Source organism: Mediterraneibacter flintii, from assembly GCF_055387595.1.
Genome location: NZ_AP031405.1, coordinates 593,482 through 613,365 on the forward strand (window position 1 = coordinate 593,482; position 19,884 = coordinate 613,365).

General features: G+C 39.7%; 20 protein-coding genes. All 20 read left to right on the forward strand.

The window, feature by feature from the left end:
- The first annotated feature begins 9 nt into the window (after nucleotides 1-9).
- The gene (locus tag ACZ5C4_RS02770; protein WP_464519694.1) at nucleotides 10-972 is read left to right on the forward strand and encodes a nuclear transport factor 2 family protein; all 963 of its coding nucleotides are present in this window, start codon (nucleotides 10-12) and stop codon (nucleotides 970-972) included.
- An 18-nt stretch (nucleotides 973-990) separates the two neighbouring features.
- Complete coding sequence (locus tag ACZ5C4_RS02775) at nucleotides 991-1,314, forward strand: PTS lactose/cellobiose transporter subunit IIA (RefSeq protein WP_464519695.1); 324 nt, start codon at nucleotides 991-993, stop codon at nucleotides 1,312-1,314.
- Nucleotides 1,315-1,318: 4 nt separating this feature from the next.
- Complete coding sequence (locus ACZ5C4_RS02780; RefSeq protein WP_464519696.1) at nucleotides 1,319-2,626, forward strand: PTS sugar transporter subunit IIC; 1,308 nt, start codon at nucleotides 1,319-1,321, stop codon at nucleotides 2,624-2,626.
- Nucleotides 2,627-2,665: 39 nt separating this feature from the next.
- Complete coding sequence (locus tag ACZ5C4_RS02785; protein ID WP_186876303.1) at nucleotides 2,666-2,980, forward strand: PTS sugar transporter subunit IIB; 315 nt, start codon at nucleotides 2,666-2,668, stop codon at nucleotides 2,978-2,980.
- A 68-nt stretch (nucleotides 2,981-3,048) separates the two neighbouring features.
- A complete protein-coding gene (locus ACZ5C4_RS02790; RefSeq protein WP_464519697.1) occupies nucleotides 3,049-4,230 on the forward strand; it encodes an iron-containing alcohol dehydrogenase in 1,182 nt (393 codons plus the stop codon).
- A 2-nt stretch (nucleotides 4,231-4,232) separates the two neighbouring features.
- Nucleotides 4,233-6,167, forward strand: a complete 1,935-nt coding sequence (locus tag ACZ5C4_RS02795) for an NAD(P)/FAD-dependent oxidoreductase (protein ID WP_464519698.1) — start codon at nucleotides 4,233-4,235, stop codon at nucleotides 6,165-6,167.
- Between the two features lie 17 nt (nucleotides 6,168-6,184).
- Nucleotides 6,185-7,612: a 6-phospho-beta-glucosidase gene (locus tag ACZ5C4_RS02800; RefSeq protein WP_464519699.1), complete on the forward strand. Its 1,428-nt coding sequence runs from the start codon at nucleotides 6,185-6,187 to the stop codon at nucleotides 7,610-7,612.
- 44 nt (nucleotides 7,613-7,656) lie between these two features.
- Complete coding sequence (locus ACZ5C4_RS02805) at nucleotides 7,657-7,803, forward strand: HAD hydrolase family protein (RefSeq protein ID WP_464519700.1); 147 nt, start codon at nucleotides 7,657-7,659, stop codon at nucleotides 7,801-7,803.
- A gap of 45 nt (nucleotides 7,804-7,848) precedes the next feature.
- The gene (locus ACZ5C4_RS02810; protein WP_464519701.1) at nucleotides 7,849-8,802 is read left to right on the forward strand and encodes a nuclear transport factor 2 family protein; all 954 of its coding nucleotides are present in this window, start codon (nucleotides 7,849-7,851) and stop codon (nucleotides 8,800-8,802) included.
- A 39-nt stretch (nucleotides 8,803-8,841) separates the two neighbouring features.
- Nucleotides 8,842-9,285 (forward strand): DUF3284 domain-containing protein, encoded by a 444-nt coding sequence (locus ACZ5C4_RS02815; RefSeq protein ID WP_464519702.1) that lies wholly within the window; start codon nucleotides 8,842-8,844, stop codon nucleotides 9,283-9,285.
- A 27-nt stretch (nucleotides 9,286-9,312) separates the two neighbouring features.
- Complete coding sequence (locus tag ACZ5C4_RS02820) at nucleotides 9,313-9,561, forward strand: HPr family phosphocarrier protein (RefSeq protein WP_186876309.1); 249 nt, start codon at nucleotides 9,313-9,315, stop codon at nucleotides 9,559-9,561.
- 234 nt (nucleotides 9,562-9,795) lie between these two features.
- Nucleotides 9,796-11,424, forward strand: coding sequence for a MutS-related protein (locus ACZ5C4_RS02825; protein ID WP_464519703.1), 1,629 nt, complete (start codon nucleotides 9,796-9,798; stop codon nucleotides 11,422-11,424).
- The gene (locus ACZ5C4_RS02830; RefSeq protein WP_464519704.1) at nucleotides 11,421-12,419 is read left to right on the forward strand and encodes an SPFH domain-containing protein; all 999 of its coding nucleotides are present in this window, start codon (nucleotides 11,421-11,423) and stop codon (nucleotides 12,417-12,419) included. The genes ACZ5C4_RS02825 and ACZ5C4_RS02830 overlap by 4 nt, the downstream gene beginning before the upstream one ends.
- A 245-nt stretch (nucleotides 12,420-12,664) precedes the next feature.
- The gene (locus ACZ5C4_RS02835; RefSeq protein WP_464519705.1) at nucleotides 12,665-13,393 is read left to right on the forward strand and encodes a GntR family transcriptional regulator; all 729 of its coding nucleotides are present in this window, start codon (nucleotides 12,665-12,667) and stop codon (nucleotides 13,391-13,393) included.
- Nucleotides 13,394-13,645: 252 nt separating this feature from the next.
- The gene (locus ACZ5C4_RS02840; protein WP_464519706.1) at nucleotides 13,646-14,899 is read left to right on the forward strand and encodes an IS4 family transposase; all 1,254 of its coding nucleotides are present in this window, start codon (nucleotides 13,646-13,648) and stop codon (nucleotides 14,897-14,899) included.
- A gap of 357 nt (nucleotides 14,900-15,256) precedes the next feature.
- Nucleotides 15,257-16,237: a sugar isomerase gene (locus ACZ5C4_RS02845; RefSeq protein WP_464519707.1), complete on the forward strand. Its 981-nt coding sequence runs from the start codon at nucleotides 15,257-15,259 to the stop codon at nucleotides 16,235-16,237.
- A gap of 34 nt (nucleotides 16,238-16,271) precedes the next feature.
- Nucleotides 16,272-17,927 (forward strand): dihydroxy-acid dehydratase, encoded by a 1,656-nt coding sequence (gene ilvD, locus ACZ5C4_RS02850; RefSeq protein WP_464519708.1) that lies wholly within the window; start codon nucleotides 16,272-16,274, stop codon nucleotides 17,925-17,927.
- 19 nt (nucleotides 17,928-17,946) lie between these two features.
- Nucleotides 17,947-18,930, forward strand: coding sequence for an ornithine cyclodeaminase family protein (locus ACZ5C4_RS02855; protein ID WP_464519709.1), 984 nt, complete (start codon nucleotides 17,947-17,949; stop codon nucleotides 18,928-18,930).
- A 30-nt stretch (nucleotides 18,931-18,960) separates the two neighbouring features.
- Nucleotides 18,961-19,383, forward strand: a complete 423-nt coding sequence (locus tag ACZ5C4_RS02860; protein WP_464519710.1) for a PTS sugar transporter subunit IIA — start codon at nucleotides 18,961-18,963, stop codon at nucleotides 19,381-19,383.
- Between the two features lie 12 nt (nucleotides 19,384-19,395).
- Nucleotides 19,396-19,866 (forward strand): PTS sugar transporter subunit IIB, encoded by a 471-nt coding sequence (locus tag ACZ5C4_RS02865; protein WP_464519711.1) that lies wholly within the window; start codon nucleotides 19,396-19,398, stop codon nucleotides 19,864-19,866.
- Nucleotides 19,867-19,884 lie beyond the last annotated feature (18 nt).

The following is a 19,884-nucleotide window of genomic DNA, read 5'->3' on the forward strand; positions in this document are numbered from 1 at the left end:
GGAAAACATATGATGAGAAAGAGGGACATAATCAAGCAGAGATTTGAGGAATTTGTAGAAGCACTGGAATCATTTTGCCCAGAAAAAATCAGAAAAATCACAACAGAGGATGTAAAAGGGCATTTCTCAAATGTAGGAGAGGCAGAGGGGAAAGATGCACTGATAGAGTTGCTGACATGGAAGGGAAAAAAGATGAATGTTTCCCGGAGGAGAATAACAAATTTCGTTGTCAGAACACAGGGAGAAAAGGCGCAGCAATCAGCTTATGTTATGTCTTTGATTGGCTATGACAATGGAAAATTTTTGTTTCCCTTTGAATTTGGAGGAAAATATGTTGTTAGCTGGGAAGAACAGGACGGAGAGTGGAAGATAAAGGAAATCCGATATGATATGGATTGGGAGAAAGGGAATACATATTTTGCAAAAGATTGGAACTTCATCGATTATAAAATTTATGCTGGGCATAAACCTATGATCAGCAGTGAATATCAATCTCCGTGGGCAGTAGTTTTGGAGAATGACGAAGAACTGACAGAAGAAGAAAAAATTATGGAAAATATGTTTAAATATTCTTTCGGGCTGGATAATTGTGATTGGGCGCTACATCATAGTTCGTATACAGACGATATTATTTTTTATGCCGGAAACAGTGTGATGGAAAGCGGCGCCTGCAATCTTATTAATAATTTTAAAAATACAAGTCATAAAGAGCCTGCGCTGGAGCATGCAATTAAAATTATAGACATTCAAATTAATGGGGATGAAGCGGTGCTGTATGGATACCGGATAGAACCACATAGGCTTGGGTCTAAAAACCTGAACCGTGATACTCTGCACCAGAGCTTTTACAGTGCAAAATATAAAAATCTGTTAAAGAAGGTGGACGGAGAGTGGAAGATGTATGAGATTCATTATCAGAGTGGTGTCTTTTTCGAAAATGATAATGGTAAACATTATGTAGATACGATATAAGGGAAAGGAGGGAAATATATGGAGGAACTTCAGATGATTGCTTTTGAGATGATTACAACCGTCGGAGAGGCAAAGACATTTTATATGCGTGCAGTCAATCTAGCAAAAGAAGGAAAGATGAATGAGGCGGAAGAAGCAATCGGACAGGGGAATGCAGTTTTTGCAAAAGCACATGAACATCATTTTTCCTGTATACAAAAAGAGGCGGAAGGAGAACAACTGCCGTTCTCTATTTTGTTTCTGCATGCGGAGGACCAACTTTTGTCTACAGAAATAATGAGAGATATGGCAGTACAACTGATAGACGTTTACAGAGAGCTGAAGTGTTTAAAGGGGGAATAGACGAATGAAAAATGAGAAAAAACGAAATCCAATCATAGAAAAAGTAATGCGTATTACAGAGAAATTGAGTGCAGAAGTACATCTAAGGGCAGTTAGAGACGCCTTTCTTCTGACAATTCCTTTTTTGGTATTATCTGGTTTTATGACATTTATCGCATATGTTTTGCTCGCAGAGGACAGCATAGTATATAATGCCATTCCTGGAAATGTATCTGCGGCGATTATAAGCATCTGCAGCAAGACGATCAATGGAGGACAGAATATTTTAGCGCTTCTAATGGTTTTACTTGTATCCTATAACCTGGCTAAGTATAAAAAATACCATAATCCGTTAATGGCGGCTCTGATTAGTCTCGGTGCCTTGTTTATTATGATGCCGGATACTCTGTCTTATACTCCGATAGGGACAAATGGAATGTTTGTATCCCTTATCACAGCGTTACTTGTGACAGAGGCATTTCTTGCATTAAGTAAACAAGACAAGTTAAAGCTGAAAATTTCCGGAAATGTACCGCCTGCAATTACAGAAAGTTTTAATTCTATGTTTGTCATTATTATCATAGAGCTTCTTGTAGCGGTTTTGGCATTTGCCTGCAATGCAATTTCAGGAATGGGGGTACATGACATGATCAATGCAGTACTTCAAAAACCGCTTGTCGGAGTTGCAACGACGCTGCCTGCATTCCTGTGTTACTTTGGCTTTGGACAATGCTTATGCTATTTCTTTGGTATCCATCCGGCAGGAGTTATTAACCCCATCGTAGAGCCAGCACTTCTGGTAGCAATTAATGAAAATAATGAAGCATGGCTGGCAGGAAAAGAAATTCCTCATATCATAACACTTCCGTTTCGAGATGTATACGGTACACTTGGAGGAATTGCCTGCACATTAGGACTTTTGATAGCGATTTTCTTGGTGAGCAAACGGTCAGATGTTAGAAGTATTGCAAAATTGAGCCTTCCAGTCAGTGTATTCAATATCAATGAACCGGTTCTGTTCGGGCTTCCGATTGTATTTAACCCAATTATGTTCGTACCATTCTGCTTTACAACCACAATTATCTATATTGTTGCCTATGTAGCTACTGCTCTGGGATTGGTATCTAGATTGGTTGTATATACGACATGGTCTACCCCTATTTTTCTATCCGGCTATATGGCAAGTGGAGGAGATTTCAGAAATGTAATCCTCCAGGTCATCTGTCTGGGAATTGCGGTGCTGACTTATCTGCCGTTCGTAAAATTACTGGATCGCCAGCAGATAACCTCTGTACAGGATGATGAGCTGACAGAAGAGGATCTATCTTTTTAATAGAAAGGAATTGGCGGTGGGAAAGGAGTAGAAGGAAATATGAAAACAGTATTACTAGTGTGCAGCTTTGGAATGTCAACCAGCTTTATAACTAAGAAAATGAATGATTTGGCAAAGGAGAAAAATATACCACTTATGGTATATGCAAAGAGTGAAAATGCAATTGAGACAGAACTGGACAAGGTAGACTGCATTTTAATTGGTCCGCAGATTGCCTATCTGGAAGAGAAAATCAGACAAAGAGTAAATGGGAGAGTACCGGTTGAGTGTGTAGATGCAACAAGCTTCGGACGCATGAATGCGGCAGCGATCTTAAAACAGGCAATCAGGATGATCAAGTCACAGAATAACTAGACGCGAAAAGAGGGATGGTCTGTAAAGGACCATCCTGATTTATCTAATGAAAGAAAGCGAGACGGAATATGAAGTACATAAAATATAATTTAACCGGTATTCAATTGATTGCCGGGCAGGGAGCTTTTGAAGAATTAAAAAAAGAGATGAAACGCATGCATGTAATGAAACCTCTGATTGTTACGGATAAAGGAATTGTAGAGGCTGGAATTATAGAGAAGGCAGAAGTGTATTTGAAAAACAGTCAGATTCCATATGCTATATATGATGAAGTCTTTACAGACCCTACTGACGAATTGGTAGAAAAAGGTGTATATACATACAAAGAGAATGGATGCGACGCAATTATGAGTATTGGCGGTGGAAGTGCAATGGATGTGGGAAAATGTATTTCTATTATGTCAGTGCATACAGGCAAAATATTAGATTATGCAAGAAGTACACCAGAACACCGCCTTTTTGAAAAAAAAGGATGTCCGATCATTGCAGTTCCTACTACATCGGGAACAGGAAGCGAGGTCAGTCAATATGCAGTGCTTACCAATGCTGTAACACACAGAAAAACGACGATTGCATCTCCGTTCATTTTAAGCAATGTTGCAATTTTAGAACCAGAGTTTGCAAAGACGATGCCAAAAGAAGTGACAGCTTATACGGGAATGGATGCATTGGCTCATGCGATTGAAGCATACACATTCAAAACAGCAATGGAAGGAAATATACATATTGTAGACGCTGCGGCATTAAAAGCAGTGCAGCTGATTGGGGGGAATATTGTAAGGACCTATGAAAACGGAGAGGATATAAAAGCAAGGGAAAGGATGCAGTGGGGGGCTTTGTTGGCAGGGATTGCTTTGAATATTGGCTCAGGGGAAACTCACGCGATTGGTTCCATGCTTGCTAAATATTATGGAGTATGCCACGGCATTTCCGTAGGAATTCCACTACCGTACTGCATGGAATATAACATGTCATATGGATATGAAAGATTTGCTGATATTGCAAAGGTACTGGGCGTTGATACGGCAGGAATGACATGGGAGGAAGGTGCTCAGGCAGCGGCAGAGAAAGTAAAAGAAATACAGAAAAAGCTGCAGTTCCCTAAAATGACAGATTATATCCACAGTATGGAAGAAGTAGAGAAATTTAGTGAAGAATGTGCGAATAACAGCTGTTGTGTGAGTAATCAGAGAATGAATAACAAACAGGCGATAGAAAAAGTATTTCGCATGTGTATGGAGGCGAGATAGAGATGAGATACAGAAAATTATTTGAACCAGTCAAAATAGGAAATGTGACATTGAAAAACCGGTTTGTCATGCCGGCTATGGATAGCTCTACTACAACACCGGAACACAAATTTTCTCAGCAGTCAATTGAGTATCTTTCCGCCCGGGCAGAAGGCGGGTTTGGTCTGGTAATCGCAGAGTTTATGGCGGTTGACCCGTCAGGATTTGCGACACCTAACCAGGTGGGAATTTATGACGATTCCTTTCTGCCTAATCTAAGGGAACTGACAGAAGCGATTCACGCGAAAAATGGGAAATGCTGCGCGCAGATACATCATGCGGGTATTCAGACAAAGACAGATTGTATAGGCAGGAAGCCTCTTGCTGTTACAGGGATTCCGTCGACAAAATATAAAGAACCAGTCCATGAAATGACAACAAAAGAGGTGTATGCATTGATTGATAAGTTTGCCGAGGCGGGAATACGGGCAAAAAAGGCTGGATTCGATTTTGTAGAAGTACATGGGGCGCACGGGTATATGATTGCACAGTTTTTGTCAAAAGCCACCAATAAACGTTGTGATGAATTTGGCGGCTCCTATGAAAATAGGGCTAGATTTGCCACAGAGGTGATACGGAGAATAAAAGTACGCTGCGGAAATGATTATCCGATCCTATTCCGCATCAGTGCAGAGGAATTTATGAACGGAGGAAATAAAATAGAGGATGCGATTGTCTATGCAAAACTGGCGGAAGAAGCTGGGGCAGATGCAATTCATATTTCAACAGGCTCTGCAGCAGGTGGAAATATCGTAACGACATACTACACAGATCCAGGCTTTAATGTAGAAAATGCAGCGAGGGTAAAAGAGAGCGTCAATGTGCCTGTGATTTGTGTGGGGCGCATCAATGATCCAGCACTTGCAGAAGAGATTATCGAGTCGGGGAAAGCTGATTTGATTTCTTTGGGCAGACAGTCTATCTGTGACAGCGAGTTTCCTAATAAGATTTATGAAGGGCGTGAGGCAGAGATTTACCACTGTACAGGTTGTATGCAGCGGTGCTATTATTCCCCCGGATGTGATGAACAGGATAAAGGTATTTCGTGTATGATCAATCCATTTTCCGGCAAAGAAGGATGCTGGAAGATAGAGGAAGCAACGAAAAAGAAACGGGTTGCTGTAATAGGCGGAGGCGTGGCAGGATTGGAAGCGGCGTGGATTTTGGCAAGGAGAGGACATGAAGTACAAGTGTATGAAAAAGAAGCTATGCTGGGAGGACAGTACCGTGTTGCCAGTGTAACTCCGAAAAAACAGGATATGGGTAAAACAGTGCATACATATGAGGCTTTATGCAGGCGATATGGAGTGAAAATTTATCTGAATACGGAAATAACAGAAGAAAAATTAAAGCATTTAGATGTGGACACTATTTTACTTACTACGGGTGCAAAGCCGATTCTTCCTAAAATACCAGGGATTGATTCAAGAAATGTCAGTCAGGCAAATGAGATTCTAAGTGGAAAAAAGGTGATAACGGACAAAAAAGTCTTGATGCTCGGCGGCGGGATTGTAGGATGTGAATGTGCAGAATTTTTAAATCTCTATAACAATGTGGTCGATATAGTAGATAAAATTTTAACATTTGCGGACGGACTTAACAAATATCCAAAAGCAATCCTGCTTGCTTCTTTAAAGGAACACGGTTCTGTATTGTATCCGGAAACGAACATTACTAAGATAACAAAGGACGGTATCGAAGGAGAACATAATGGTGAAGAAATCTGCCTGAAAGGATACGATGAAATTGTTATAGCAGTAGGTTCTAAACCGGAATGTTCTCTGAAAGAACCTTTGGAGAGTATGGGAGTGGAAGTGCATGTACTGGGAGACGCTATGCAGGTACAGGATGCAAAATATGCGATTTTCAACGCTGCGAAACTGGCATTGACATTATAAAAGGAGCAAATAAGTGTATGAACAGAATACAGGATAATTTTTTATGGGGAGGTGCAGTAAGTGCCCATCAGTGTGAGGGCGCCTACTGTACGGGCGGCAAGGGGTTAAGTATTGCGGATGTTACGACTGCGGGTAGCAAAGACTGCCCGCGCAGAATTACAGATGGAATTGTAAAAGGAGAATATTATCCGAATCACGAAGGAATAGACTTTTATCACCGGTTTCGAGAAGACATTGGACTGCTGGCAGAGATGGGATTTAAGTGCTTCCGTATGTCGATTGCATGGACACGGATTTTCCCCCGCGGAGACGAAAGAGAACCCAATGAAGAGGGGATAAAATTTTATGATCAGGTTTTTACGGAGTTAAAACGACATAATATAGAACCGATCGTGACGCTTTCCCACTTTGAAACGCCCTATTGTCTGGTGAAAGAGTACGGCGGTTGGAAAAACAGAAAACTGATTTCCTTCTTTGAACGGTATGCAGAGGCAGTCTTTAATAGATATAAGGACAAAGTGAAATACTGGCAGACATTTAATGAAATAAACCATTGCAAGGCAGATTCTAAACTTGGAATGTGGCTTGCAGGAGCACTGGAAATAAAAGAAGGAGATGACAGAGAACAGATTTGCGCCCAGGCAGTACACAATATGTTTGTAGCCAGTGCAAAAGCAGTTATCTGTGGTAAAAGGATAAATCCTGAATTTAAAATCGGATGTATGGTTGGATATATTCCATATTATCCTGCTACTTGTAATCCGTGTGATGTAATGGCAGTAATGAAAAGAGAAGAAGAGGATTACTTCTTTACAGATGTGATGGTAAAGGGAACATACCCATACTACAAAGAACAGGCATATAAAAAGAAAGGAATTCAAATTCAGACGGAACCGGAGGATGGGAGTTTACTAAGACAAGGAACAGTGGACTACATTGGATTTAGCTATTATATGTCAAATGTGTACAGTGATAATATAGAGCATATTAAGGTTTCAGCAGGAGGAATTATAAGAACAATGGAGAATCCCTATTTAAAATCAACAAAATGGGGATGGGCGATTGATCCCTTAGGGCTGCGTATTTCTTTGAACAGGTTGTATGACCGATACGGCGTTCCTCTTATGATTGTGGAGAATGGATTCGGAGCTTATGACAAATTTGCAGAGGACGGAATCATCCATGATGATGACAGGATTGCCTATCTGAAAGCGCATATAGAGGCGATGAAACAGGCGATAACAGAAGATGGAGTAGAGGTGCTGGGATATACACCGTGGGGATGTATTGATTTAGTGAGTGCTTCCACAGGAGAAATGGAGAAACGGTATGGCTTTATCTACGTAGACAAAAACAACAGGGGAAAAGGAGATCTTCACAGAGAAAAAAAGAAATCCTTTTACTGGTATCAGAAAGTGATAAAAAGCAATGGAGAAATTTTGTAAAACGGTGGCGGTAGCCACGATAAGCACGTAGTGCGGTTTTACGAATGGCGCGGGCTGAACTGATATGTATTGATGACACATTGGTAGATCCGAAGAATGAGAAGATACTAGAATCTGCAGAAAAGATACTAAAAGAAGCGCAAAAAATAGGATACCGGCTCCGTATAGCAACGGGAAGGGCATACAGATGAGTGGGTAAAACAGCGCTGGTAAAGTTTGAGGAGGTGGAAAAAGGAATGGATTTGGAATTGGAGAAAATTAGAGAAGTACAAAGAGAATTTGTAGAAAGGCTGAAGGAGAACTGTTTTGTAGATTTGGATAGGGTTCTTAGCCATGATGTGAAAATAAACTGCTATATGACTGGCAGGGGAAAAGGGATTGGGGCAGTAGAAGAACTGCTGCGGTATCCTGGGCCTGCTCCGTCCGATGTGAAAATGAATATAGAAAATGAGATTCTAAGGCGTGATAAGGAGTATGCACAGCATAGCTTTCATCTTCTGATGTTATATACAGTCTGTGGGGAGAATAAGCAGTTTCATTTTATGCAGTATGGTGGGACAATGGTCTTATCCTATAAAAAACAGGAGGAAAAGTGGAAAATCTGTAAAATTCTGTTTGATTTATGTTGGCTGGACCAGAACAGCTATTGGGTGAATTCCTGGAAAATGCTAAATTTCCATGAACCATGGAATCACGAGCCAGTAATAAGAAAGGAGGACAGTGTATGGAGAACGGTTTCTGTATGTGAATATGCAAGAACAGACGAAGAAAAGATACGCGAGACACTGTATCATTTTGGTTGGGTTACAGACACAGAAGATTATGAACTATTGGAAATAATTGCCTTACGAAATGTTGTGATTGTGGATGGATACCATAATCAGCGGATTACATCGACGGATGAATGGAAAGAATTTTTAAAGGGAATTAATTATAGGGAACCAAGACTACATCATTCCTACCGTATCAGAGAAATACTGATAGATAAAGATAAGGCAGAGGCGCGGATGTCCAGAGTAGAACCAAACCGAATTGGAACAAAAGTAATCGGTGAACATAATTATTTTATGGATTGGTTTACAATGGACTGCAATGTGGAATTAATCAGGGTGGATAAAAATTGGAAAATAAAACATGTAGAATTTATAAAGAACATATATTCCAGTCCTGTTGTTTCTAACAAAGTTTAAGCATATCCGGATATCTGCGTAAGAGGAGAGGTGAATAAAATGAAAGTTGTTAAAACATTGAAAGTAAGCCCGGAGGAATTTTTTACATTGATTGAAAATTCATTGAGATATGATATTGAACAGTACGGAAGAAAAGCAGCAGGAGAATATGTGCTGGAGGAAGGTTTGGTCTATTATAAAAAGATAAAGTATAAGAAGAAGGAGTACCGGACGCGTACCGAAGTAAAGAATTTCCAAGCGCCGTGGGCTTACCAGGTATTGATAAAAAATGAGATGGGGAATTTTGTGATCTCCTACGATATTTCACAAAAGGAAGACAATGTGATTGAAGTAGTTTATCAGGAAAATACAGTAGATGAAAATGGAAATCCTAACACGTCTCTTGGCAGACGGATCTTTGGAAAACTGCAGGCAGGAAGAATAAAACATAGATTATCTTATATGGAAAAAAATATTCACGAACAGAGGAAGAAAAATGAATAACAGATAATCAATAAAAAGGAGAAAACAATGGCAGAATTTTTATATACAATTACAGATGAATTAGGACTACATGCAAGACCGGCAGGAATTCTTGTAAAAAAGGTGAGAGAACTCGGGGAGGGAGTAACACTTACAAAAGGTGAAAAAACAGTAGATGCCTCAAAACTGTTTGCGATAATGGGGCTGGGTATAAAGTGTGGGGAGACTGTCAGTGTGGCAGCCGAAAACGATAAAACACTGGCAGAATTAAAAAAGTTTTTTGAAGAAAATTTATAGTTATATGTATGTAGAAACGAACAGGAGATTTTTAGAATCTTCTGTTTTTTAGTTGCTGGGCGCTTAAGCTCATACAGATGTACGTTCGCAAAAACATGCAAGCATGTTTTATGCCTCCCGCACATTGTATGGTTGAATTGTTACACACAAATTTAGAGAACAGAATTTGGATATTGACAATTTTGGACTTTCGTACTATTGTATTAATAAGATAATACAAAAGGAGGCAGTGAAATGACCGCCGCTATATTGACCATGGCAGGAATCGTGTTATTTGCTTTGGCAGTTTCTTTGTCAGGAAAGAGAGAAATACGGAAAAAACAAAAGGCTTATATGGAGAAAAAATTTGGCACTGTTCCCTCTAAGACAGAGTTTGACGAGAATATAAGAAACTATTATGATACATTTTCGGATGCCTCCGGAGTGGACGAGATTACATGGAATGATTTGTCTATGGATGCTGTTTTCTGCCGGCTCAATCAGTGTGATACGTCCGCAGGGGAAGAAATTTTATATTACCAGCTTCACAGAGACGCGCTTTCAGAGGAAGAATACGAACAGATCGAACGTAAGATTAAAGCGGCCAGAAAGGAAGAAAACCGTCGGGATATTGAGAAGGAGCTGATGAAGATTGGAAAAAGTAAAGGCGCTTATTTTATACCGTCCTACATGGATGCGCTGGAAGAATATCAGATGAAAAATGCCTGGATTTATCAAGTACTTCAAATTTTGTTTTTCGCAGTGCTGGCTGCTTTTTTATTATTTCCAGTTACAGTGACAGGAATTATATTGTGTACCGTAATCGGAATAAATCTGGTATTGTATGCAGTTTTAAAGATGCGTTATGAAATTGAGATTCAGATGATAGGAACTGCAGTAGGGATATTAAGATGTGGAAATCAGCTTGTCAGAAAAAAAGAAGTAGCTTGCTTATATCCAGAGTTAAAGGAGGGACTTGAGAATTTACAAAAAGTGACGCGCAGTGTTACTTTGCTCCAGACACAGAAATACAGCGCTTTTTCAGGAGACATCTTTGGAATTGTATTAGATTATATACTGGGTGTGACAATGTGGCAGATTGTTACTTACAATAAAGTAATAAAAAGACTGGAAAGAAATGCAGCAGACTACATGATGGTCTATCGCTCGATTGGAGAGATGGATATGACAATCAGTATTGCTTCCTTCCGACAAAGCATTCCCTGGTACTGCCAGCCGGAATTTCAGGAGAAACAATCCATCGAGATGGAGGAGATTTATCATCCCCTTTTGGAACATCCGGTAGAAAACTCATTGAAGCTGGAAAAGAATTGTATCATAACCGGTTCTAATGCGTCTGGAAAATCGACCTTCATCAAAGCGGTAGCAGTATCTGCAATTTTGGCGCAGACAATACATACCTGTACGGCGCGGAGCATGAAGCTACCGAAGTGTCAGGTGATTACCTCCATGTCGGTCAAGGATGACTTGTCTGCCGGAGAGAGCTATTTTATCAGAGAGATAAAATATTTAAAGAGGATACTGGACAGTTTGTCAGAGGAGAGAACAACGCTCTGCGTAGTGGATGAGATACTGCGTGGAACGAATACAGGAGAAAGGATTCGGGCATCGACCGCCATTTTAAAGTATCTGTCAGATAAAAAGTGTATCGCGTTTGTGGCAACACATGATAAAGAACTGACAGAGCTGCTTGCCGGAAAATATGAGAATTATCATTTCAGCGAAGAAATCGGAGAAGAGGATATTTATTTCAGCTACAAGATAAAAGAAGGGCCGTCCACTTCCCAAAATGCAATTAAATTACTGGAGTTTGCAGATTTTCCAAAAGAGATTATTGAGAAAGCGAAGGAGAATATAGGATGAATACAGAAAAAAATCAAATAGAAAATGAAAAGGTGTTGAAGGCGAAGAATGGATATGGAATGTTGTTTCTATGGATTTTGGGAATATTAGCAGGAATTGCCCTGATGGTAGCAGGCCCTGTTCTTTATTCCTATGAAAAAGTGAATGGAGGAGTACTGGGAACAGCGATTGTGCTGGGAATCGTACTGATGTTGGTTTCTATTATCGGGTTATGCGGCCTAAAGGTATTAAATCCAAATGAGGCATATGTGCTTGCTTTGTTTGGAAAATATTATGGAACGCTGAAAGAAGCGGGGTTTTTCTGGGTGAATCCATTTTGTACTGCGCTGAATCCTACTGTGCGTCCGGCGGCTCCTGTTGTATCAGCAAACGGAGTATCACGCTCTGTCTCTGTGAGCATGGCAAATAAAAAAGTATCATTGCGTACAATGACGCTGAATAATGAGAAACAAAAGGTAAATGATGAACTGGGGAATCCGGTGGAAATCGGTGCGGTAGTTATCTGGAAGGTAACGAATCCTACAAAGGCGGTAGTCAATGTAGAGAATTATAAAAATTATCTTTCTATACAGTGTGATGCGATTATAAGGAACACAGCGCGGAAGTATCCTTATGATACGAGCGAGGGTGGAGACGAGAAATCTCTGCGGGGAAGCAGCCAGGAGATTGCGGCAATTATGAGTCAGGAATTGCAGGAAAAAGTAGAAAATGCCGGAATCCGGATTATCGAGGTAAGGATTACACATCTTGCTTACGCGCCGGAAATTGCATCTGCAATGTTACAGAGGCAGCAGGCGGCAGCGATTATTGACGCGCGGCAGAAAATTGTAGAAGGCGCCGTAGGAATGGTGGAGATGGCGCTTGCAAAATTAAATGAGCAGGAGATTGTCAATCTGGATGAAGAAAGAAAGGCAGCGATGGTAAGCAACCTTTTGGTAGTGCTGTGTGGGAATAAAGACGCACAGCCTGTTGTAAACAGTGGAACACTGGTATGATTTTCCTTAAATAATAGAAATCCATATGGTAAATTTGAATGACAAGGTACTTATATTTTGTTATACTTGTACCGTTACTGTCCCTATAACTGGCAACAGGAAGGGGATGGGCTTTTTCGGTTTTGGATGGGGAAATAAATAAAAGCTCTATTTGGAATGAAAAGCTTGAATTTTGATATAAAATAATATATTATATAGAAGATGTATTAACACGTCTTTTATAAATATGTTATAAGGAATATAGAATGAATATAATTTTAAAAAATGAAGCTACTCCACTATATTTACAAATTAAAAGTAAAATAAAGAAAGAAATCCGAACAGGAATATTAAAACCTGGAGATAAACTGCCGTCTGAATCTGAAATGCAGAAGAAGTATAATATAAGCCGGGTTACAATACGTAATGCAATGGCAGAGCTTGAATCAGAAGGTTATATTATTAAGGTGCAAGGAAAAGGAAGTTTTGTGGCACATTCGGATATGCTAAGGCTACCTGTAGGAGTAACAAGTCTGAGTGAAGATGTAATTATGCAGGGAGCCAGTATAAGTTCTTTTGTGATAAAGGCAGGGATTGAGAAGGTTAAAAGTAATCTTGATAAAGAGTTTTTTGGATTGGATGAAAATGGCGAAATTATGGCGATAAAAAGAGTGAGAATTATTAATGGAATTCCACTCATTTTAGAAGAGTGTCATTTTTCTTCTGAATTTTCAGAATTACAGTCGGAAGATTTAAGTCAGTCTTTATATGAGATCATACAGAACAAATATAAAGTATTTCCGACAAATAAAGGGCGAAGAAGTATAAAAATAACTTTTGCTTCAGAGCATATAGCAGAATATTTGGATGTGCCAACAGGTATGCCGGTCATAGAGAGTGAGATGTGTGTGTTTGATATGAGTGGGGAACCTGTACACACGGTAAAAGAAATTGTACGAGGAGATAATGACCGTTTTTTTAAATGGTATGTGTAAAAGAAAGTTTTAGAATGTATATGTGTGAAGGGATGCTATTATTAGCATCCTTTTTTATAGGGGTCGGATAGACCCAGTTGAGTACGTTGGAGTTTCTCAACAGAGAAACGGAAACGTGCGAAATATAATCCACCCGCTATGCGGGCAATGTCGTCAACTTAAGAGATATCGAAAAAATGCGTAAAAACACTTGACAAAACGTTCAAAAAATGTTGCCTCGCATTGATTACATTTTCAATGCGAGGTGTTTTTATGAATACAAAACTTTTAACGTCCATCTTACAATCTTCTAATGAGCTTATCACATCAGTAGATTTTCTGGCAAGGCATCGTATCGGTAATGCTTTTACACGTTCAGGAAAACTTCCTTTCTCCAACCTGATTTACTTTGTGCTCCAGTCGGTACATAAATCCATTCAGATAAACTATTCCCGATTTTTAGATATGTTCCCATCTGAGGTTCCTCCATTTGTATCAAAACAGGCGGTTTCAAAGGCAAGACAGGGCATTTCTCATAAAGCATTCCTTGAATTATTCCGTCTTTCTGTGCAGCAGTTCTATTTACGGACAGTAGATTTATGTACATGGAATAACTTCCATATTTACGCTGTTGACGGAAGCACGATACAGATTCCAGAATCAAAAGAGAATTATGAGGTGTTTGGAGGCAACCCGAACAAGACAGGAATAGTGTCACCCCTTGCTTCCGCATCTGTTCTTTATGATGTGTTGAATGATATTCTGGTTGACGTTTCTCTTCATCCTTATCGTTACAACGAACGGGAATCGGCCAAATCCCACATGGATTTTCTGCCCGGTTTTCCAAACAGCGTCATACTTTTTGACAGGGGCTACCCTTCCGAGGATATGTTCCGCTATCTAAACTCCAAAGGAATCCTGTTTGTCATGCGTGTGCCAAAAACATTTAAGAAAGCCATAGCAGAACAGAAAGACGCTTTGTTTACATATCCTGTTTCCCGTAATAAAGAATCCCTTACTTTAAGGAGCATTCACTTTTTACTGGAAGACGGCAGTGCCGAATATCTGGTAACAAATCTGATGCCTGAACAGATGGCTGTGGAGAATTTTCCGGGTTTATACCGGCTGCGCTGGGGAGTTGAAAGTAAATACAGGGAGCTTAAGAACCGGCTTGAAGTAGAAGCCTTTAACAGCGTTAAACCTGTCAGTATCCGGCAGGAGTTCTTTGCAGCGATGTATTTATCTAATCTGGCTGCAGTCATAAAATTGGAGGCGGATTCAAAGCTCATTATGTCTGCTGGCAACAGGCGTGATTACCAGTCTAACCGCAGTTATATATTAAACCGGATAAAAGGCTGTATCATACGTCTTTTGCGGTCGTCCCTGCCCCTATGCAATGAGATGATATGCCGGATAGTGGAAGAATCTTCCAAAATACGTTCGATTATCCGCCCTGACAGAAAGTTCGGCAGATACCGAAAACATACACGCCGGAGATATTACAGCCATATGAAAAGCTGCATTTAAATAAGACCACGACCAGAAGGATATGGGACTGTTTAAAAATCAACAGTCCTATTTGTGGTGCGATTATTTGCAACAATAAACTTAATTGCTTGGTATCATGCTGTTTTTTTGAAGCAAATACTCTTAAGTTGACGACATTGCCCGTTTTACGGGTGGGGGCGACTGAAAAAGAGAGGGAATGTTTATGAAAAGATATTGACATAAAGTGTTTTATAACATATACTTAGATTAAGACGTATTAATACAAGTTAAAAGGGCCCGATAAAATAGGTATTAGCGCATGAGTAATAATTAAAATAAGATTTATATCTATTAGATGAATATTAAAAAATTAAGGAGAAATTAGGAGAAACTATTATGGAAATCAGAGAAATTATTGAAAGAATCGTAAAGGAAAAAGAAGAAGTTGGCGGGGTTAAAAACGTAGTGTGGTTAGCTGCGGGTGGTTCAAATGGTGGAAACTACCCGGCGCAATATTTTATGGATCGAGAAGCAAAAACAATACGTTCCCAGATGTTTACAAGTAATGAATTTGTTTACGCTCCTCCTAAATTTATAGGAGAAAACACAATAGCAATTATTACATCTATGAGGGGAACACCGGAAACATGTGTTGCGGCACAGGTGGCGAAAGAATTGGGAGCAGTTACAATCGGACTCTATGTAGAGGAATCTTTGCTGACAGAGACATGTCATTATAATATCCGTTATGACAGTATTATGTTTGATGAATCAGATCAGAGCAAAACCAATTCGGCGTTCGGATTAAAAATTGCAATGAATATAGTAGATATTGTAGAAGGATATGAAAACTATCAAGATGCAATGAAGGCATTTGAAATTTTAGATGATATATATAATGAAGCAAAAATTTACTGTGCTCCACTGGCCGAACAATGGGCAAATAAAAATAGAGATAAAAAACTTATTTCTGTAATGGCAAGCGGCCCTGCATATGCGGCAGGATATACATTTTCTATCTGTAATCTTATGGAAATGCTGCAAATTCAGTCCCCAACGGTGAACTGCTGCGAATTTTTCCATGGGCCGTTTGAAGTAGTAGATAAAAATGAATCTATCTTTTTGCTGGTGGCAGAGGGAAGAACACGAAAGGCAGATGAAAGAGCAGTTAAATTTTTAAAAGAATATGGCGGAGAAAACGTATATATTCTGGATGCGAAGGAATTAGGCATTAACAGGTTTAAAGATTCCGTAAGTGAGTATTTTAATCATATGTTGTTTGCTCCTGTTTTAAATAATGTATATATGAAAACACTGTCGAAAGCGACAGGAGTAGACTATATGACGAGACGTTATATGTGGAAGGTAGAATATTAATTCAGAATGGAAGGTAGCGGAGAGGAGGGAGCATATGAAAAACGAATTTTGGAATGGGGCGCAGGCGGCGCACAGAAGAGTAATGATGAAGGCGGCAGGGTATTCAGATGATGATATTCGTAATAAACCGCATATAGGCGTTCCTAATTCTTATATGTCTGGTTCTCCGGGTTCGGCACATTTGCGGCAGCTTACAGAAGCAGTAAAAGAGGGGATTTGGGAAGCGGGGGGAGTGCCGGTAGAATTTGGTATTCCCGCTACGTGCGGAAATATTGCGAATGGCGCTGAAGAGTTGAAGTATGAGCAGGTTGGCAGAGATATTGTGGCGATGGCGATAGAATTTGTAAGCAGAGTACACAATTTTGATGGTTTAGCTATGACGGCAACTTGCGATAATATTATAGCGGGCTGTTATCTGGCCGCTATGAGACTGGATATTCCATCTTTGATTATAACTGGGGGCTCAATGCAGCCGGGACAGTATTGCGGCAAAGTAATTGTAGAGGCAGATTTGGATTCTGCACGATTTTCCGGAATATCTAATATGGAATTAAAGGAGATGGAAGATAGTGTGTGTCCTTCTTTTGGGGCATGTCCTTCTATGGGAACGGCCAATACAATGCAGATGCTTGGGGAAGTGCTTAATTTAGTAATTCCGGGGACATCCACAATTCCGGCATCAGATAATCTAAAACTCAGAAAAGCCAGAGAAGCAGGAAGATATGCAGTTAAACTGGCGAAAGAAAAGCGAAAACCTTCTACACTTATTACAAAAGAGGTGCTGTTGAATGCTGTTATGTTTGATATGGCAGTGGCAGGATCTACAAATGCAGTACTTCATCTTTTGGCATATGCATATGAGTTGGGAATTACACTTACGTTAGAAGATTTTGAGAAATATGCAGAAAAAATTCCATGCATTAATGCAGTGATTCCAAATGGAACATTTACAGTTGTGGACTTTCATTATGCCGGCGGAGTATTAAATGTAATGAAAATGCTGGAAAATCAGATTTATCAGGAGGTTCCCTGTATCTTTGGAACTACTTGGAAAGAAATTTTGGTAAATGTAACGGCAAATGAAAATGAAGTGATTCATTCTTTAGAAAGACCGGTATTTAAAGAGCCGGGGCTTAAAATTTTAAAAGGAAATCTGGCGGATAAGGGAGCAATTGTCAGACCAACAGCTGTATATGAAGAAGTGAAATATATGAAAGGTAAAGCAAAAGTATTCGATGGGGATCGCGCGGCTTTTGATGCGATATGGAAAGGCGATATAAAACCCGGAGACATATTAGTAATACGATATGAAGGATGTAAAGGGGCTCCGGGTATGAAAGAGTTGATGCTAAGTATAGATGCGCTGATAGGACTGGGGCTTCATAAAAGCGTAGGCTTGATTACAGATGCAAGATTTTCAGGATTTAACTATGGAGCTATTATCGGACATGTTTCACCGGAAGCATATGAAGGTGGGAATATTGCCTTAGTAGAAGAGGACGACGAGATAGAAATTGATATTCCAGGAGGAAGAATTTCACTTTTAGTATCGGAAGAAGAATTAAGCAGAAGAAGAGCTGAATGGAAAGTGCTGCCATTAAAAGAGAAGAAGGGTTGCTTAAATATTTATGCGCAGATGTGCCGCCCGGCGGAAGAAGGCGGCGCTATGCAGCCGTGGGATTTAAACTAAAAAGAAAAGAGGTGAATGTATGCTACTTTTATCTAAACAGGATATTAAAAGTATATTTACAATGCAGGATGCAATAGAAGCGGCCCGTCAGGCATTTAAGGTTATAGCGCTGGAAGAATGCGAACTTCCTCTTAGGACAAATATACAGGCGGCAGAAGAAGGCTGTTTTTTATTTATGCCTGCATATGCAAAAAAAGAAGAAACGGCAGCATTAAAAGTTGTAAATATTTTTCCCCGTAATGTCGAAAATAATCTTCCGACTTCTGTTGGAACGCTTCTGTTGATAGATGGTAAGACGGGAATCGTTACGTCTGTATTGGACGGGACACATGTGACTCGAATGAGAACGGGAGCCGCTACAGGACTGGCATTTGATATGCTTGCCAGAAGGGAATGTAAAATTGGCGCTTTGATAGGAACAGGCGGGCAGGCGGCTTCACAGTTGGAAGCAATGCTGTCAGTACGAAAATTGGAAATAGTAAAAGTATATGACGTAAATCAAAAGCGTACAGAACAGTTTGTTGCGCAGATAAAGAAAGAAGCAGTGGCGTATGGTACAGAAATCCGCGCGGTTGTTTCTTCCGATGAGGTAGTTGAAAATGCGGATCTTTTAGTTACAGTTACTTCTTCACATAAACCTGTATTTGATGGAAAGAAAATTAAAAAAGGAGCGACAGTTAGCTGTGTAGGTGCATATCAGCCGCATATGCAGGAAATGGATCCCGTCATTTTACAGAGAGCTTCAAAAATTTATTTCGATTCTATGGATGCGGTTTTGCAGGAATCAGGGGATATTCTTATTCCTCTTAAACAAAAATTAATTTCAGAACAAGATTTCACAGGAAATTTAGGAGAGGTAATATTAGGGGAATTACCGGGAAGACAGAATGATGATGAGATAATTGTGTTTGAGACGGTCGGTCTCGCTGCACAGGATCTAATTACCGCAAAACATATATATGAGAAAGCGATAGAAAACGGTGCGGGAACAGTGTGGGAGTAAAGAGTAAAAACTCAGATGAAAGGAACGGTTATGAGAAAATTTTTATTTGCATCACATGCATATCTGGCCGAAGGAGTAAAAAGCGCGTTGGAATTAATCATGGGAGAACAAGAGTCTGTTGAGGTAATGTGCGCGTATCTTCAGGAAGATTATGATATTAAACAGGAAATTAAAAAATATATGGATAATCTTTCAGAAGAGGCGGAATTGATTATAATAACTGACGTGTTAGGGGGAAGTGTAAATAATGAATTTGTTGAGAACATTGCAGGAAGAAAAAATATATTTCTGATTTCCGGACTGACATTGTCTCTTGTGATGAATCTGATATGCAGAAAGGATGAAGAATGCCCTACAGAAAAAATGATTCAGGAATGTATAGAAGAAGCAAAGGAATCAATATGTTTCTGTAATGCCAGAATGTGCGAAGAAACAGAAGATGAAGATTTTTAAGGAGGATTGGATATGGTACTAATAACAAGAGTAGACGAGCGCCTGTTGCATGGGCAGACAGCCGCTTCGTGGATACCGGCGATAGGAGCAGACTGTATTCTGATAGCAAATGACAGTGTAGTACAAGACAACCTGAAAAAAACAGCAATGAAATTGGCGAAGCCCTCCGGTACGAAGCTGGTTATGAAAAGTATAGAAGATTCTATACAAGCTTTAAATAGTGGAGTAACAGATAAATATAAGTTATTTATTATAGTAGAATCTATTGCAGACGCGGAACGAATCTCCAGTGAAGTGTCAGCAGTGGATAAAGTAAATTTGGGTTTGGTACGGGCGAAAGAGGGGACACGAAATATTTGCAAATCAGTTAATGTCCTTCCGGAAGAGGAAGAATTAATAAGAAAGATGATAGAGGCAGGGATAGAAGTAGAAATTCGTCAGGCGCCGAATGACAAGAAAATAAATGTAACTGCAGTATTATAAAAGTAGAACGGGAGCAAA